We start from the raw sequence: 16,631 nt of genomic DNA, 5'->3' as shown, positions 1-16,631 counted from the left end.
GCAATGAAGGAAAAAAAGTTACTCTATTACTTTTGTTAACAAGAATTACTTGCAATAATGCAGGCCACTTTTGTTCTCGGCCTCACGAGGCCTGGAAGAGCATTACCGTTTTTCAATCTCAGGTCCGGCCAGCATGACACGTAATCAAACTCCCGCTTCGCCAACCAATCGACCTCGCGCCTGGAGCGCAGTGGCGGCTTTTTTGCTCAGCCTGATGCTGGCACCGACTGCCGCATTCGCTGACGCCCAGGCCCCGGCCACGCCAGCCGCTGCCGAGCAGAGCGCACCGGCCTCTGCGCCAGCTGCACCAGCCGCCACCGACCCGGTGCAAGCCGTGCAAGCCGTCGACGCACCTGAAGTCCTCGAAGCCGACAACAGCCTGGGCATGGCCCACGACCTGTCGCCTTGGGGCATGTACCAGAACGCCGACATCATTGTGAAAATCGTGATGATCGGTCTGGCCATCGCGTCGATCATCACCTGGACCATCTGGATCGCCAAAGGCTTTGAGCTGATGGGCGCCAAGCGTCGTCTGCGAGGCGAAATCGCTGCGCTGAAAAAAGCCGCCACGCTCAAGGAAGCCAGCGCCACTGCGGCCAAGGAAGGCACCCTCGCCAACCTGCTGGTGCACGACGCCCTCGAAGAAATGCGCCTCTCGGCCAACAGCCGCGAGAAAGAAGGCATCAAGGAACGCGTGAGCTTCCGCCTCGAGCGTCTGGTCGCGGCCTGCGGTCGCAACATGAGCAGCGGCACCGGCGTCCTCGCCACCATCGGTTCCACCGCACCGTTCGTCGGTCTGTTCGGTACCGTGTGGGGCATCATGAACTCGTTCATCGGCATCGCCAAAACCCAGACCACCAACCTCGCCGTCGTTGCCCCGGGCATCGCTGAAGCGCTACTGGCCACGGCACTGGGTCTGGTTGCCGCGATTCCTGCGGTGGTGATCTACAACGTCTTCGCCCGCTCCATCGCCGGTTACAAGGCGCAGGTGTCCGATGCGTCGGCAGAAGTGTTGCTGCTGGTCAGCCGCGACCTCGACCACCAGCCTGAGCGCAGCTCGCAGCCGCACATGGTCAAAGTGGGGTAATCGGCCATGGGCCTGCATTTGAAAGAAGGCGCAGACGACGATCTGGCCGAGAACCACGAAATCAACGTCACGCCGTTCATCGACGTGATGCTGGTGCTGTTGATCATCTTCATGGTGGCCGCGCCGTTGGCCACCGTGGACATCAAAGTCGACCTTCCTGCCTCGACCGCCAAACCGGCGCCGCGGCCAGAAAAACCGGTGTTCCTCAGCGTGAAAGCTGACCAGCGCCTGTTCCTCGGCGACGACGAAGTGAAAGCCGAAGCACTCGGCGCCACGCTCGACGCCAAGACCCAGGGCAAGAAAGACACCACCATCTTCTTCCAGGCCGACAAAGGCGTGGATTACGGTGACCTGATGAGCGTGATGGATAACCTGCGCGCCGCCGGTTACCTGAAGGTCGGTCTGGTCGGTCTCGAGACGGCAGCCAAGAAATGATCAACACGCGCCATAAGCTGACGCGTTACAGCGGTAGCCTGGCCGTGGTGCTGGGCGTGCATGCGCTGGCCATCGCGCTGGCGCTGAACTGGACCGCCCGCCCGCCCATCGAATTGCCGCCGCAGGCAATGATGGTCGAGCTGGCACCAGTGCCTGCCCCACCACCGCCGGCTCCGCCGAAAGTCGTCACACCGCCACAGCCACCGGCGCCGGTGGAAGAGTTGCCGATGCCAAAACTGGCCGAAGCACCGAAAGCGGAAATCGCGGTGCCGAAACCCAAGCCGAAGCCAAAGCCCAAACCGCCGAAGCCGGTCGAGAAGAAGCTGCCTGACCCGCCGAAGGAAAAACCTTCCGAGGAAAAGCCGGCCGACACCCAACCGACCCAGGCACCGACGGAGAAATCCGCCCAGCCGGCACCGGGCCCGTCGCCAGCACAACTGGCGGCCAAGGCCAGTTGGCAAGGCACCCTGCTCGCGCATTTGCAGAAGTACAAGAAATACCCGCAAAGCGCACAGGCACGGGGCAAGGAAGGCTTGAATCGTCTGCGTTTCGTGGTTGATGGCGAAGGCAATGTGCTGTCGTTCGAACTGGTGGGCCGCTCCGGCAACGCCGATCTGGACCGGGCCACCCTGGACATGATCCGCCGCGCGCAACCGCTGCCCAAGCCACCGGCCGACATGCTCAACAACGGCTCGATCGAAATTGTTGCGCCGTTTGTTTACTCCCTCGAACGCCGCCGCTAAGCAACACCGCAATACCTGTGGGAGCTGGCTTGCCAGCGATAGCGGTGTGTCAGAGAAGGATTTATTAGCTGACCCACCGCAATCGCTGGCAAGCCAGCTCCCACAAGGTTCTCCGCCAGCCGAGAGAACCAAGCCAAGAAAGGCAACGAAAGGTGCCTTTCGCATATCTGCCTGCGGCAAACCGACATCGCCCGGTGTCGCACTCAGCCCTCAGTCTGATAACGTGCGTCTATCGATTGCAGCCGGTATGCTTGGCGCGCATCTTCATGGACGCTTGCTATGACCCTCACAGAATTACGCTACATCGTTACCCTCGCCCAAGAGCAGCATTTCGGCCATGCCGCCGAGCGTTGCCACGTCAGCCAGCCGACGCTGTCGGTGGGCGTGAAAAAACTTGAAGACGAACTCGGTGTGCTGATTTTCGAGCGCAGCAAAAGCGCCGTGCGCCTGACCCCGGTCGGTGAGGGCATCGTCGCTCAGGCGCAGAAAGTGCTGGAGCAGGCTCAGGGCATTCGCGAACTGGCCCAGGCAGGCAAAAATCAGCTGACCGCACCGCTGAAAGTCGGCGCCATCTACACCGTTGGCCCGTACCTGTTCCCGCATCTGATTCCGCAACTGCACCGGGTCGCCCCGCAGATGCCGTTGTACATCGAAGAAAACTTTACCCATGTGCTGCGCGACAAACTGCGCAACGGCGAACTGGACGCGATCATCATCGCTCTGCCGTTCAACGAAGCCGACGTGCTGACCCTGCCGCTGTACGACGAGCCGTTCTACGTCCTGATGCCGGCCCAGCATCCGTGGACCAAAAAGGAAACCATCGACGCCGGCCTGCTCAACGACAAGAGCCTGCTGCTGCTCGGCGAAGGCCACTGTTTCCGCGATCAGGTGCTCGAAGCCTGCCCGACCCTGACCAAGGGCAACGACGGCGCCAAGCACACCACGGTCGAATCCAGCTCGCTGGAAACCATCCGGCACATGGTCGCCTCCGGCCTGGGCATCTCGATCCTGCCGTTGTCGGCGGTGGACAGCCATCACTACGCCCCGGGCGTGATCGAAGTCCGTCCGCTGACCGCGCCCGTGCCGTTCCGCACCGTGGCGATCGCCTGGCGCGCGAGCTTCCCGCGGCCGAAAGCCATCGAGATCCTCGCCGACTCCATTCGCCTGTGCTCGGTGGCCAAGCCTGCCGCGCCGGTCACGGCCGGTTAAGCCAGGGTCATGACGGAGCTGTCGCAAGTGTCGGTGACGGCACTCAAGGGTGTCGGCGAGGCCATGGCCGAGAAGCTGGCCAAGGTCGGACTGGAAAACCTGCAGGACGTGCTGTTTCACCTGCCACTGCGTTATCAGGACCGCACTCGCGTGGTGCCGATCGGTGCGCTGCGGCCGGGGCAGGACGCCGTGGTCGAAGGCACCGTCAGCGGTGCCGACGTGGTCATGGGTCGCCGTCGCAGCCTGGTCGTGCGCTTGCAGGACGGTACAGGCGGACTGAGTCTGCGCTTCTACCATTTCAGCAATGCGCAGAAAGAAGGCCTCAAGCGTGGCACGCGGGTGCGCTGCTACGGCGAAGCGCGGCCCGGTGCGTCGGGTCTGGAAATCTACCATCCGGAATACCGCGCGATCACCGGCGACGAACCGCCGCCAGTGGATGAAACCCTGACCCCCGTCTACCCGCTCACTGAAGGCCTGACCCAGCAGCGCCTGCGTCAGTTGTGCATGCAAACCCTGACACTGCTCGAGCCCTCGACCTTGCCCGACTGGCTGCCGACCGAGCTCGCTCGCGACTATCAATTGGCGCCGCTGGCCGACGCGATCCGTTACCTGCACAACCCGCCCGCCGATGCCGACGTCGATGAACTCGCCCTCGGTCATCACTGGGCGCAGCATCGTCTGGCCTTCGAAGAACTGCTCACCCATCAACTGTCGCAACAGCGCCTGCGCGAGAGCCTGCGTTCGCTACGCGCACCGGCGATGCCGAAAGCCACGAAACTGCCTCCGAAATACCTGAAGAACCTCGGCTTCAGCCCGACCGGCGCGCAGCAACGGGTCGGCAACGAAATCGCCTACGACCTCAGCCAACACGAACCGATGCTGCGGCTTATTCAGGGCGACGTCGGCGCGGGCAAAACCGTGGTCGCCGCCCTCGCTGCACTGCAAGCGCTGGAGGCTGGATATCAAGTCGCACTGATGGCACCGACCGAGATTCTCGCCGAACAGCACTTCATCACCTTCAAGCGCTGGCTCGAACCGCTGGGCATCGACGTCGCGTGGCTGGCCGGCAAGCTCAAAGGCAAGAACCGCGTCGCCGCACTCGAACAGATCGCCAGCGGCACACCGATGGTGGTCGGCACTCACGCGCTGTTTCAGGACGAAGTGCAATTCAAGAACCTCGCGCTGGTGATCATCGACGAACAACACCGCTTCGGCGTGCAGCAGCGGCTGGCCCTGCGACAGAAAGGCGTTGGCGGGCGCATGTGCCCGCATCAGCTGATCATGACCGCAACACCAATTCCGCGAACACTGGCAATGAGCGCCTACGCCGATCTCGACACCTCGATCCTCGATGAGTTGCCGCCCGGCCGGACCCCGGTCAACACCGTGCTGGTCACCGACACCCGTCGCGTTGAAGTCATCGAACGCGTGCGCGGTGCCTGTGCCGAAGGCCGACAAGCGTATTGGGTGTGCACGCTGATTGAAGAATCTGAAGAGCTGACCTGTCAGGCCGCCGAAACCACGTTCGAAGACCTCACTCTCGCCCTCGGCGAACTGAAAGTCGGGCTGATTCATGGGCGCATGAAACCGGTGGAAAAAGCTGCGGTAATGGCCGAGTTCAAGGCCGGCAACCTGCAACTGCTGGTTGCCACCACGGTGATCGAAGTCGGCGTTGACGTGCCCAACGCCAGCCTGATGATCATCGAAAACCCCGAACGCCTCGGTCTCGCGCAACTGCACCAATTGCGCGGCCGCGTCGGTCGCGGCAGCGCGGCCAGTCATTGCGTGCTGCTCTACCATCCGCCGCTGTCGCAAATCGGTCGTCAGCGTTTGGGCATCATGCGCGAGACCAACGACGGTTTCGTCATCGCCGAAAAAGACCTCGAACTCCGCGGTCCCGGGGAAATGCTCGGCACCCGTCAGACCGGCCTGCTGCAATTCAAGGTCGCCGACCTGATGCGCGACGCCGATCTGTTACCCGCCGTGCGCGACGCTGCGCAAGCCCTGCTGGAGCGCTGGCCGACCCACGTCAGCCCGTTGCTTGATCGCTGGCTGCGGCATGGGCAGCAATACGGCCAAGTGTGAGCACTGTCGCAGTTTCCGACAGCTCGTTCCGGCAGAGGTGGTTATACTCCTGCCATTGTTTCAAAAACGGATACAGACCATGACCGAAGCTGCTCTCGTCCCCGAATCTCCGCAAGCTCCGTCTGTTATTCGGCTGCTGCTCAACAAGCTGGGCGTTGCCTACGAAGAAGTGCTCGACCACCACGGCCTCAATGCTTCGCGCAAAGTGCAGGCGGTGTTGCTGGACGACGCCGTCGGCGCGTTGATGGTGCTGTTTCCACAGAGCCAGTTGCTGGATCTCAACCGCCTCGCCGAACTCACTGGTCGCCGCCTGACTGCCGTGTCCACCGAGCGCCTGGAAAAGATGCTCGGCAAACACAATCTGAGCCTGCTCCCGGGCCTGCCGGCGCTGACCAGTTCGCCTTGCCTCTACGAAGAAAGCCTGCTGCGCGAGCCGAAGCTGCTGATCAACTCCGGCGAGCCGGGCCTGCTGCTGGAAATCAGCAGCGATGACTTCAAATCGATGCTGACCAAGGCCAGCGCCGCCAATTTCGGCGAAGCCCTGAGCAGTATCCGCCCCAACCTCGACCGCCCGGACGATGACCGCGAGGAAATCACCCAGGCCGTGCAGGCGTTCACCGCGCGGCGCATCCAGCAACGTCTGGAAGCGACCATCGAAATTCCGCCACTGGCCGAAACCGCGCAAAAAATCATCAAGCTGCGCGTCGACCCCAACGCCACCATTGACGACATCACCGGCGTCGTTGAAACCGACCCGGCGCTGGCCGCGCAAGTGGTGAGCTGGGCGGCCTCGCCGTACTACGCCTCGCCGGGCAAGATTCGTTCGGTGGAAGACGCGATCGTCCGCGTGCTGGGTTTCGATCTGGTGATAAACCTCGCGCTGGGCCTGGCCCTCGGCAAGACCCTGAGCCTGCCCAAAGACCATCCGCAACACACCACGCCGTACTGGCAGCAGTCGATCTACACCGCCGCCGTCATCGAAGGCCTGACCCGCGCCATGCCGCGCGCCCAGCGCCCGGAAGCCGGCCTGACCTATCTGGCCGGTCTGCTGCACAACTTCGGTTATCTGCTGCTGGCCCACGTGTTCCCGCCGCATTTCTCGCTGATCTGCCGCCACCTGGAGGTCAACCCGCACCTGTGCCACAGCTACATCGAGCAACACCTGCTCGGTATCAGCCGTGAACAGATCGGCTCGTGGTTGATGCGCTACTGGGACATGCCGGACGAGCTGGCCACCGCCCTGCGCTTCCAGCACGACCCAAGCTACGACGGCGCCTACGCCGAATACCCGAACCTCGTCTGCCTGGCCGTACGTCTGCTGCGCAGCCGCGGGATTGGCTCCGGCCCGGATGAAGACATCCCCGACGCCCTGCTTGAGCGTGTCGGCCTGAGCCGCGATAAAGCCAATGATGTGGTCAGCAAAGTGCTTGAGGCTGAAGTGTTGCTGCGGGAACTGGCTTCGCAGTTCAGCCAGGCATAAAAAAACCGCTCTCACGGATCACTTCATTCGTGAGAGCGGACATCTTTGTTTATTGATCAAGCAATGAAGCGCGCTATCCATCCGCCTGTAGCAAAACTCAACCGGTCTTTCCAATACTCGCCGCAGATAACAATTTTATTTTGCGCGGTGACGTGCATATCTAAACTATTTTCCAGTTTGTCAGTTTGATCAAAGGATACCCAACCAGTACCGTTAAACATCGAATCGAGCTCGCCGGTAAGGCCATAACGTGCACAGACGGCATGCATTTCATCAGTAGCAAAACCCCCACCACTGGTGCCAGCGACAATCAATTTGCTTTCATCCGCATCACCAAAGGCGCAGCTCGACCAATTTTGGCCAATTTCAGGCACAACTTTGGAGATTAACGGCTGGCCATTGTTGAAAAGGGGATGAGGTGAGCCATCTGAGCTGAGTACGACAATCACTCCCTTACCATCAAAAGGGGTTTCACCGTCTTGGCCTCCGACCAAAGCGATCATTCCATCCTTTTTTCTCACAGCGATATCACGAAATATCGGCAACCGATCCGATGACACAATCGTTGTCTTGAACTTGTCGTCCCGCATTCCATCTTTGGTGAAGCGAACCGCATACGTGCCGAAGATACCGTCATCGTGGAAGTCGCCATACACCACCAAGCCACCATCGGCTTGAGCAGCCACTCCACGGGCGGCGTTATCACCTTCCGGGCTCAATTCAGTCAAATTAACCCAGGCCGAACCGATTTTATTGAAGGTGTCGTCATACGTACCATCTGAATTGAGCCGAATCACCAAGCCTTTGGTTTGCTGTGCAACCTGATCAAAGCCAAAATAGGTCAGAGCGATTTTACCGTCTGGCAGCTCAATACCAGACGCTCCAGAATGAGCGCTGCTCTGGATCGCAGTGCCCCCATTCTGCTGTACATTTCGGCGGGCTCGGGCAGCTTTGAGCGCTCTGATGAACGTTACGGGTATTGAACCATAAGCGAACGTCGCCACACCGCCTTCACCAAACCTGTCGTTGAGTCGGCCGTCTGGCAGTAGCTGGATAGCAACAAGACCGCTTTCATAATTCGGTGCTCGCCCAGAGTAATCGACAGTTATCAACACCCCACCATTGCTCAGCAAGCTGGCGCCAAATTTTCCCGATAATTCCTTTCCTGGCGTCGATATTCGCGCGAACCCTTGCTGGTTCTCGCCGAAACCGGTGCCAACGTCAAGCTGCCCCCTTTCGGTGAGCCGGGCGATTACAAAACCAGGAAACACCGCTCTCTCGTTCGCCACGACGAGCATTCTGCCGTCAGGTAATGAAAGAACAACCTGAGGGGCAATGCTCACAAACTCAGGCAACGTCCAATCGCGCTTGCCGTCACCATTGAAAGTTGAATCAGGCTCACCTGCTCGTACTGACATATTGAATTCTCCATTCCAGATAAGTCCCTTTACTGCTGGACTACCTCATGAAGCCTCAAACATTGAAAAAACACACCTGTCAGATCTGTCAGTCTTTTATGACAAAAAATGCGCCTTTGCCGAGATAACGTGAATAGCGGAATAACGGGAAGGGAATATCGGGAGTAATGAGGCTGCCGTCTGCTGCGTTAATTGCTGCGCAGTTCTGCCGAGGCGGAAAAAAGCGGGCACGCGACGCGAAGTTAAACAAAGCTTGCCCGTAATGCTCCGAGCCTTTCCCGGCTAAGCCGACTTATGCAGATAACGGATCACCCAACCTTTCTCATATCCCGCATCCGTGAAGAACACGCCGCCCACCAGGATGCGGCCGTCCTCCATCACGGCCATGCCGTGAGGGTATTCGAAACCCTCGCCCTCATTGAAGACGGTGAATCCCGTGCCGAAGAATGAGGTGTCTGGGGAGCCATCCGGCAGAATACGTGCGGTGACTGCACTCAGGTCATCGTCAAACGCGCCGCTGCCACTGCTGCCGCAAACGATGATTGACCCATCTGCCTGCGGCACACAATGCAACCATCTGACACCTTGAGTAACAGGTGACCAGAGCAGTGGTTGACCAGCATTGAACACAAGGTTGTACTCGCCACTGAAATTCAGCACCGCAACCAGCCCCCGGTTGTCGCCCTGCTCCTGCACACCGCCGGCCACAACGATTTTGTCGCCGACGATTGCCGCAACGTCCAGGCTGATCCATTGATCGCGGGGGATATCCACCACTCCGTTTTTTCCAAAGCCGGTGTCAACCTGGCCTGAAGTGGTGAAGCGAATAACATAGGCACCGTGGATATTCGTGGCGAAATAATTGCCACAGACCACCACGCCACCGTCGGTCTGGACTGCCACGGATTGCCCGACGGTGTCCGCAGGTGAAATGCCCGCAAGCTCCACAAACGCAAAGCCTGCGCCATTGAATGTCGTGTCAGGCAAGCCGTTCGAATCGAACCGCAGAACGATACCTTTGGCGCGCCCGGCAGCATCCTCCACCGTGCTGACCACGACTATTTTTTCGTCCGCTTGTTGGGCGACAGCCCCTGCCGCGCCAGTCGCCGCAGCAGCGCTGGGAGATTCTTCAACCAATCCGGTATGCCCGCCGCCGCCCATCTCATCGTAAGCCAGGTAAAGCACACCTTGTTCGGCGAAAGACGGCTCCAGTTGCCCGTCCTCACGCTGTCTGACCAGCACCAGGCCCGTCGAGTAATTTTCGCCTTCCACGCTGTACTGAGCCACCACCAGCCAGCCGCCATCGCCAAGCGGTGTAAAGCCGAGGATGCGGCTCATGAACAAATCATCTTTAAGCTTGATCTCAACGTAACCGCTGCTCTGCTCGCCAAAGGCGCTGTCGAGAGCACCGTTTTCCAGCAGACGGACGATCCGCGTGGGCGCACCCTCCGTCGACAGGCGAACGGCAACCAGCAGCTTGTTTTGCGGCAACGCGAGCAGCGCCCGCACGTCGTACCCTGTGAACCCGGGAAATGGAAATCTGAGGAGGCCACGGTCGCCGAAGGTCGGGTCGTTATTCAGCGTCGTAGAACCGGCCAGGTAGCGCACGATCCGCCCTTTCACCAAGGAAGGTTGAGCAATATTCGACAGCTCGATACACACGACGATTCGACCATCTTCCAGCACTGCCAGACCACGCGCACTGGCATCCCCCGTGCTGTCTTCAAACAGCGCATGCCCCACACCGCTGAAGCCTGTATCCGGTTTTCCGTCAGCGAGGAAACACGCCGTGACCACGACGGAGTGACCCTGACCGACCACTATGATCGAACCACTCTTCTGCGAAACATGCGCCCACGACAATTCCTTCGCGTACGGCGATAAAAGCGGCTTGCCTCCATTGAACACAAGATTGGCGGTACCGTTGGTCGTGAACGCAGCGATCAACCCGACATCGCCACCGTCACGCAGCGCTCGGCCAGCGACAATAATCCTGCCGTCGCTTTCACGTACCGAGACCGCTTGCAGATGGCTCTCGCCTATATCGTCGGGCATCAGCACGACCCCACCGGTGGTGACCTTACTGTTCGGCGCTGTGAGTGGATTGAACTGACTGTCCAGCGCGCCACTTGCATCCAGACGCGCCAGAAAGACTCCATTGCCTCCCGATCCGTCCCGGTATGTACCGCAGATGAGTACCTTGGCGTCGGTTTGAACAGCAATTCCAAATGTGGCGCTCGAAGTGGTGCGGACATCGACCACTACGTAACCTGAATCGCCGAATGATGGATCGAGCGAGCCATCCGCCAAAAGACGAATCACAACGGACACAGGCAATGGAGATGCCTCATCCACAAAAATCGAATGGAGCAGGATGATTTTGCCATCCACCTGCAGAGCCGCTGATGGTAATGAAGCGCTCGCAACTTGAGCAGCCTCTATATTCGAATGGCTTACCCGACGCGGCGCGCTTGCAGGTTCAGGAGTGCCGTGATGAGAGATCAACCTTGAGCCATTGGTGCCAAACGAGAGGTCCAGTTCCCCGGTACTTTTCAGGCGGACGAGAGCCAGGCCACGGTCACTGGAGACCGTCGAGGCATACTGAATGAGTGCAAGCCAACCGTCATCGATAAGGGCAGCCAAACTGTACACATGGCTGATTCGAGCGCTCTCCAGGGCTATTTCAACGAAACCTTTGCGCGCTGGACCGAAGGTTTCGTCCAGCGAACCGTCTTCATTCAACCTCGCGATGGCAACCGGGGCGTCTGCTCCGCTTAACGGAATCGCAACGAGCGATTTTGAATCGGGAAGCGCCAGTACGGCGGCCGCTACGTCGCCCACGATGCCGGGGATCGGCAACGTCAATACGCCGCCTTGGGCAAATGCGGGGTCGAGAAACTTGGGGGTCCAGATGCTCTCTGCCAGGCTCATATGCTTGCTCCATCAAGTCAGTGAAGTCCTTTGTGCAGGACCGGTACTTGAGTAGAGCACCGAGCGGGGGGCAGAAACACCTGATAGAAATGACAGTTCGAGTGTCTTTACAAGCCTGATTGCTGGTTTTGGAAGACAAAGCGCGCCGTTGTTCAGCGCGCCTGCGTGGGTTTATTCGGGCCAGCGACTTTTTATGCTTTGGCCTTTGCCTTCCGCGGCTTCAGATATTTCATCAAGCCCTGAAACCACATCACCAGCGCCGGATTACCCTTGAGCTGGATCGACTTGTCCTGAATGCCCTGCATAAACGCCAGCTGCTTGTTCTTGGCCTGCATCGTCGCAAAACCATAACCGGCATCTTTAAACGCAATCGCAAACGCCGGCTCCGGCACCACGCCAGACTTGCTGGTGATGCGCTGATCCTTGACCACGAAATGCCGCGCCACTTTCCCATCCAGCGTCTGCAGCTGAAACACCAGATCCTTGTCACCCAACTGCTGCTGGAACGCAGGATTTGTCCGGCTGGCCTTACCCATCAACAAACCCATCATCCACAGAAGAAAACGAAATTTCATGCGCACAGCCTCAAAAGGAAAATGAACGGCCGGGGCAGTGTAAGGGATTCGGACGATAACGCCAGTATCTGCAACTGTTAGAAGAGGATGCAGACCAGTTCCCGCACGATGACCGCCAAGTCACGATGCAAGGTTCCGCCCCTGATCGTTCCCCTGCTCCGCGTGGGAATGCATCCCGAGACGCTCCGCGTCTCACCCTTTACCTTTCCTACACCTGTTGAAACACATCCCTGTAGGAGTTGGCGAAGCCTGCGATCTTTTGATCTTCCGCCCCGCGAATCCATGGGAAATTTCCTGCGAAGTGCCGGGCTGTCCGTGAACTAGGCGGGATTGGTCGTGAGGGATAGGCTTTGTGGGTCGCCGCAAAATCGGCGATACGGACGTGCAAGTCCGCATCGGCACACTATCGGTTATAGCTATTCATCGAGCGTTTTCTTATGCTCGCGAATCGTTATGGCAGCTGTGTGTGGGAGATCTTAGGATCTGCCGGTTTGCCGATTGCCGGTCTTGCACACCTATACACAGCTGCCACCTTATTCGAAGTGCGAGCGAAGAGGTGTTAGCGCCTTAATCGGTATATTTCAATGAAGAAACCAACACCCAATCCCCCGGAAACCCCGGACATATCGCCCTACGAATCTCTGGAATCGAAGAAATTCCACGAGGCCGCCGAGCGCGCCCTCGACCACCATTTCAAACCGCCCACCGAACCACACCCCAAGCGCGAAACCGGCCTCTTTAAACTCTCCCCCGGCACCGACGCCGAAGCCCTCATGGCCAACGCCTCCGAAGACCTCCTGTCCATCAGCGTCATCGCCTGCGACTTGGCCGACGATCTGCACGGCTCACGCCGCTCTGTGGCACTGGCCCTGAGCAGAATGGCGGACGGGGTGCGATTGATGGTGGAAGGGACACTTGATCATATTGAGGTGAAGAGCGCGGCGGCGAAGCCGTAGCGGGATTTGCGGATGAAAAAGGGGACGTTAAGTCCCCTTCCAACAATGTCCGTAAAAATCCAGACATAAAAAAGCTGCCAACGAGGGCAGCTTTTTTAAGAGTCGCGAAAGCTTCAACCGGCCAGTCGACCGACAGGCTCGAAATCACTGCCTTTTGACAGTGCAGCATCCAGAAAGCGGCTGCGCTTACCGGAGCGTTTGGCCAAGACTTCACGAGCTTCAGCCTGGAACCGGGCAGCCATCAAAGGCTTGGGTTCATGTTTGGACTTTTTCATGGAAACCTCTCGGGTCTCGAAATTTGACTGGATAGTATTACCGCTCAACCGCAATAACAAGCCGGCCCGTCGGATCAAAGCCAAACCCTAAACTCTCGTATATGGGTATAGCGCCGACTGCCGGCTCTTGAACTTCAATTTCTGTACAGCCAATCAAGAGAGCGTAGTTTTCAATCGCGGTTAATGCCAAAGCAGCCACTGTGCCCCGCAACGGATGGGATCTTTCCGGCTTGCCCTCCAGAATGACGATCTTGATACATAGCTTGCTCTTGCGCGGTGACGCATAACACAACCCACACAATTCTTGGTTGAACCAAAGCGAGACATCAAAACCACGGGTGTCAGCCTGTTTCCATTGATGCACATCGTGCCACGGGTAGAGCGTCGCCTCGTCACCCCAAAGATCCGCAGCTTCGATGGCAACGGGAGTAATAGGCTCGTAACGGATTTGAGTGGTTTCGATACCTCGGATCTTGAGGTTTTGGCTTTCACGCGCCATATCTTCCGCAGCCTTGCGCGCCTCAGATCGCCAGATCTGATAGCGATACCCGTTACCTCGAATCCTGGACATGGACAACCACTGGCAATCTTCAAAGGCCATGAGGGTAGCGACGTTTCCAAGCTTCTGAACATAAACAGAAATAACCTGACACTGATTACTTGGTCCGAGCATTCCGCCGCCTTCGAGCCTCAACCGGCAACGCAGTCGCTCATCGGCAGGACGTAAAAGGCTATTGAAGGAACGCTTGACCACGCTGAAGTACCGAACATGGCAACCGCTTTAGCTGTGTAGAAACTTCACTATGGGCAGTCAGTGGTACTAGCAGCAGAGCAGAGATAAACGCACGCGAAAACTTCAAATCGGAAATTCATTCAACGATTCATAGGCAACTGAAAGCGCATCCGCACCCTGCAATTCGCAAAATCCTCACGAAACAAACGCTCGCTCATTTTGCAGTGCCCCTCCGCGTATTGCGTCCAAAGCGGATCATAGAGCTCTTCCCCTCCCAGCAGCCCAATTGAGTTCGTTACATCTCTCTCACGATCCTTCCCGGCAATCGCGGATGCCGCTTTGTAAAAACCATCCAGCGGTAAACCCGTCTGTAGAGCGATCAACTCTCCCAGCCGAGCATTGGTCGTTTGGACGAGGCACCCGAGCCTCTCGAATGGCGCCTCAGCGCCCGGCAACGCGGCTTGATAAAGCTCTTCGCAAAACGACTCTTTGAAGCGCACCCAGTTCTTTTGCACATCTCTCAGACGGCTTTGCTCCGCTGGAGCCAAAGTCGACAGCGCTTTTTTGTATTGCTCGTTCAAGACACCATCGACTTTCTTGAAGGTTTGCTGGCCGCAAATGATCAAGTCCGGATTGGAAAAGCTGTCTGGGTTGCACGCTTCTCCAGCAAACAATGCGGATGAAGCAGCAGAGATCAAGCAACCGAGAAGGATCGAAAATACTTTCACGCTGTTACTCCTTCCCTTGACGGTCATGTCTGTACAGCCAAAACAGCGGTGGCAACAAAACCAACAGAGCAAAACCGTCAAGCCACACGTGCGACCAGACCTGCTGTTGCGCCGAGAGCCACATGTCCTGCGGCGCCCATAACAGGATGCCCGCGATCAACCAACCCCAGACTGCCGGGGCTTTCAAGCGATTGCCCAGGTGCACCAGTGCGAGCATGTACAGCGAATAACTTTGCAACGTCGCGCCGAACAGCGCGAGCCACCAGACCTGTTGTTCGTGGCCGGCCAAAGGGACCGCATCGGCACCCCAGAACGACAGTTCGAGGACTTGCAGGTAGCCATTGAGCAAGCCGGAGTCACCGGCCCAGGTCAGGGTAAGACCGGCGAGGATGTGCGTGATCGCAGCGGCATATAGCCAAAGCACCAACGCTGGGCGAAGCGAGGAAGAAGGGGCTGGCATTCCGTGTCCTGAGCGTGTTCCTTGGGGGTGGGAAGTTTAAAGGAAAATCGGGGGCGTCAGATGCTCAAGCGTTAAACGTTTTAGCGTGAGGGATTCAGACAAAACTTGTGCAAAACCGCCTCAAACAGCCCCTCGAAATTCAAATGCAGTGGCTGGCTTTGATCGGCGCCGCGGCTGACGATCCCAATCGCCCCACGTTGAAGAGGCCCAACTGATCATCCTTGTCAGCCGCCATTTGATAACAGGCTAACGCCCGAGACATATCCTTCGTTCCCAACTCGCCACCCTCAAAGGTAGAGGCCAGGTAATTCATCGCGTCCGTGGAGCCCATGGTAATCGCCCGAATAACCTGCTCTTCTGCCTGCTTGGGATGAAGGCAAGGGCCGTTATAGTCAGTGGAGTTTCCTGAACAAAGAAACGTCGCATAACCCATCGCACCCTTTGGTATTTTCGAAGCCGCTTTGAATAAAGCCTCGACCTTAGGGGTTTCCAACTGAGAAGCCATTTGCGAAAGACTCAGGCTTGCCGCCGACAGGCTCGCCTGTGCACCACCCGACTCTGCAGCACACACAAAATTCTCCAGGGACGCTTCAATCAGCTCCGCAGTCAGCCGGTATTGCTCAAGGACCCCCAGCCCACCTAACGCTTCAGCACGCTGATAACAAAAGTTCTCGGCGGGGCTCATTCCCGGGTTATCCGTTGCGACAAGATCCTTATCGCTGATCGACCAATCCTCAATTCCCTCAAGCACCCAGCACGCCTGACGAGAGAAGTTGAAGATCTTGATATTGCTGTTGCCTGCCCGTTTATCCACCACGTTGACGTGACTGTCGTCGACCTCTTCGATCTCGACTCCAGGCGTTTTGCCGGGTGTGATGGCGGCCATCAGCGGATAGGTGAAAGTAGCCCCACTGACACCCGATGTCGAAGGCTCAAAGGTGCTTCGATCCTTCCCAGCTACCGGTTTCAACACCAGCGACTTGACCGTCATCGCCGTGAGACGGCGCTGTGATTCGCTGCTGGCGGAAAACGCTGTAAGGAAAGGCGCGAACTCCTCCGAGGGGCAAGCGTCGCTGGTGGGTGCCGTCGAAGCGTTCTTGTCGGATGCAAGCGCAGGGACAATCTTGTCCAGATACGCCGAGCGCTCACGACTCATTCTGGCGATGCACGAGTTAACGGCGAACACATGCGCCGGCATCCCCGTCTCGATTTCGAATGCCTCCAAAGGGCAGTTCGCATCGCGCAACTTCAACCACGCACGTTGCGACTCTTTGACCTTCGCGGCGTACTCCGCGCCCAATGCCGGATCTGCTCGATAGTCAGACTCAAGCCGCGTCATCAACTGCTTGTAACTGACATTTAACTGCGCATCGGCAGCCTTCTTCGCCGCCTCCGAGCAGGGAACCATTTCCAGGCTTGAGGTGACATGGCTGCAATCGTCCTGTGCATAGGCCGCTGAAGCCGGCAGCAGTACGGCCAGCAGGGTTAAAACAAAACGGTTCACTGTGTTCATCCT

General features: G+C 58.2%; 15 protein-coding genes. 7 read left to right on the top strand and 8 right to left on the bottom strand.

The window, feature by feature from the left end:
- The first annotated feature begins 133 nt into the window (after positions 1-133).
- The 6 genes from exbB to J3P93_RS00910 all read left to right on the top strand — a co-directional run bounded on the left by exbB (position 134) and on the right by J3P93_RS00910 (position 7,039).
- Positions 134-1,087 (top strand): tonB-system energizer ExbB, encoded by a 954-nt coding sequence (exbB, locus tag J3P93_RS00935; RefSeq protein WP_434594340.1) that lies wholly within the window; start codon positions 134-136, stop codon positions 1,085-1,087.
- A 6-nt stretch (positions 1,088-1,093) separates the two neighbouring features.
- Positions 1,094-1,522 (top strand): TonB system transport protein ExbD, encoded by a 429-nt coding sequence (gene exbD / locus J3P93_RS00930; RefSeq protein ID WP_090287539.1) that lies wholly within the window; start codon positions 1,094-1,096, stop codon positions 1,520-1,522.
- Entirely contained in the window at positions 1,519-2,265 is a 747-nt protein-coding gene (locus tag J3P93_RS00925; RefSeq protein ID WP_434594337.1) for a TonB family protein, read from the top strand. The genes exbD and J3P93_RS00925 overlap by 4 nt, the downstream gene beginning before the upstream one ends.
- Before the next feature lie 279 nt (positions 2,266-2,544).
- Positions 2,545-3,474, top strand: a complete 930-nt coding sequence (locus J3P93_RS00920; RefSeq protein ID WP_090287545.1) for a hydrogen peroxide-inducible genes activator — start codon at positions 2,545-2,547, stop codon at positions 3,472-3,474.
- A gap of 9 nt (positions 3,475-3,483) precedes the next feature.
- Positions 3,484-5,559: an ATP-dependent DNA helicase RecG gene (recG, locus tag J3P93_RS00915; protein WP_394504552.1), complete on the top strand. Its 2,076-nt coding sequence runs from the start codon at positions 3,484-3,486 to the stop codon at positions 5,557-5,559.
- A 79-nt stretch (positions 5,560-5,638) separates the two neighbouring features.
- Positions 5,639-7,039 (top strand): aminoacyl-tRNA deacylase and HDOD domain-containing protein, encoded by a 1,401-nt coding sequence (locus J3P93_RS00910; protein ID WP_016772531.1) that lies wholly within the window; start codon positions 5,639-5,641, stop codon positions 7,037-7,039.
- Positions 7,040-7,095: 56 nt separating this feature from the next.
- On the opposite strand, the gene J3P93_RS00905 is transcribed toward J3P93_RS00910, so the two are convergent.
- The 3 genes from J3P93_RS00905 to J3P93_RS00895 form a co-directional block, all read right to left on the bottom strand.
- Complete coding sequence (locus J3P93_RS00905; protein ID WP_434594333.1) at positions 7,096-8,457, bottom strand: hypothetical protein; 1,362 nt, start codon at positions 8,455-8,457, stop codon at positions 7,096-7,098.
- Between the two features lie 282 nt (positions 8,458-8,739).
- Entirely contained in the window at positions 8,740-11,388 is a 2,649-nt protein-coding gene (locus J3P93_RS00900) for a hypothetical protein (RefSeq protein ID WP_434594330.1), read from the bottom strand.
- A 191-nt stretch (positions 11,389-11,579) separates the two neighbouring features.
- Entirely contained in the window at positions 11,580-11,963 is a 384-nt protein-coding gene (locus tag J3P93_RS00895) for a hypothetical protein (protein ID WP_056790828.1), read from the bottom strand.
- Positions 11,964-12,547: 584 nt separating this feature from the next.
- On the opposite strand from J3P93_RS00895, the gene J3P93_RS00890 reads away from it, so the two are divergent.
- Positions 12,548-12,919, top strand: a complete 372-nt coding sequence (locus J3P93_RS00890; protein WP_093096920.1) for a DUF6124 family protein — start codon at positions 12,548-12,550, stop codon at positions 12,917-12,919.
- A gap of 113 nt (positions 12,920-13,032) precedes the next feature.
- Here J3P93_RS00890 and J3P93_RS00885 read toward each other — a convergent pair whose 3' ends face one another.
- From J3P93_RS00885 to J3P93_RS00865, 5 genes are all read right to left on the bottom strand, one after another.
- Positions 13,033-13,194: a hypothetical protein gene (locus J3P93_RS00885; RefSeq protein WP_208939242.1), complete on the bottom strand. Its 162-nt coding sequence runs from the start codon at positions 13,192-13,194 to the stop codon at positions 13,033-13,035.
- 37 nt (positions 13,195-13,231) lie between these two features.
- On the bottom strand, positions 13,232-13,948 hold the full coding sequence (locus J3P93_RS00880) for an N-acetyltransferase (protein WP_434594326.1): 717 nt from the start codon (positions 13,946-13,948) through the stop codon (positions 13,232-13,234).
- A gap of 119 nt (positions 13,949-14,067) precedes the next feature.
- Entirely contained in the window at positions 14,068-14,655 is a 588-nt protein-coding gene (locus J3P93_RS00875; RefSeq protein WP_434594324.1) for a lysozyme inhibitor LprI family protein, read from the bottom strand.
- A gap of 4 nt (positions 14,656-14,659) precedes the next feature.
- Positions 14,660-15,115 carry a cell division protein gene (locus J3P93_RS00870; RefSeq protein WP_434594322.1) on the bottom strand — a complete coding sequence of 152 codons (456 nt, stop codon included), beginning with the start codon at positions 15,113-15,115 and terminating at the stop codon, positions 14,660-14,662.
- Between the two features lie 139 nt (positions 15,116-15,254).
- Complete coding sequence (locus J3P93_RS00865) at positions 15,255-16,619, bottom strand: lysozyme inhibitor LprI family protein (RefSeq protein WP_434594319.1); 1,365 nt, start codon at positions 16,617-16,619, stop codon at positions 15,255-15,257.
- Positions 16,620-16,631 lie beyond the last annotated feature (12 nt).

Origin of the sequence: Pseudomonas sp. R3-57 (genome assembly GCF_051132065.1) — a bacterium.
Taxonomy (GTDB): Bacteria; Pseudomonadota; Gammaproteobacteria; order Pseudomonadales; family Pseudomonadaceae; genus Aquipseudomonas.
The sequence above is the reverse complement of the archived record's forward strand: the minus strand, read 5'-3'. Positions and strand labels throughout refer to the sequence as shown.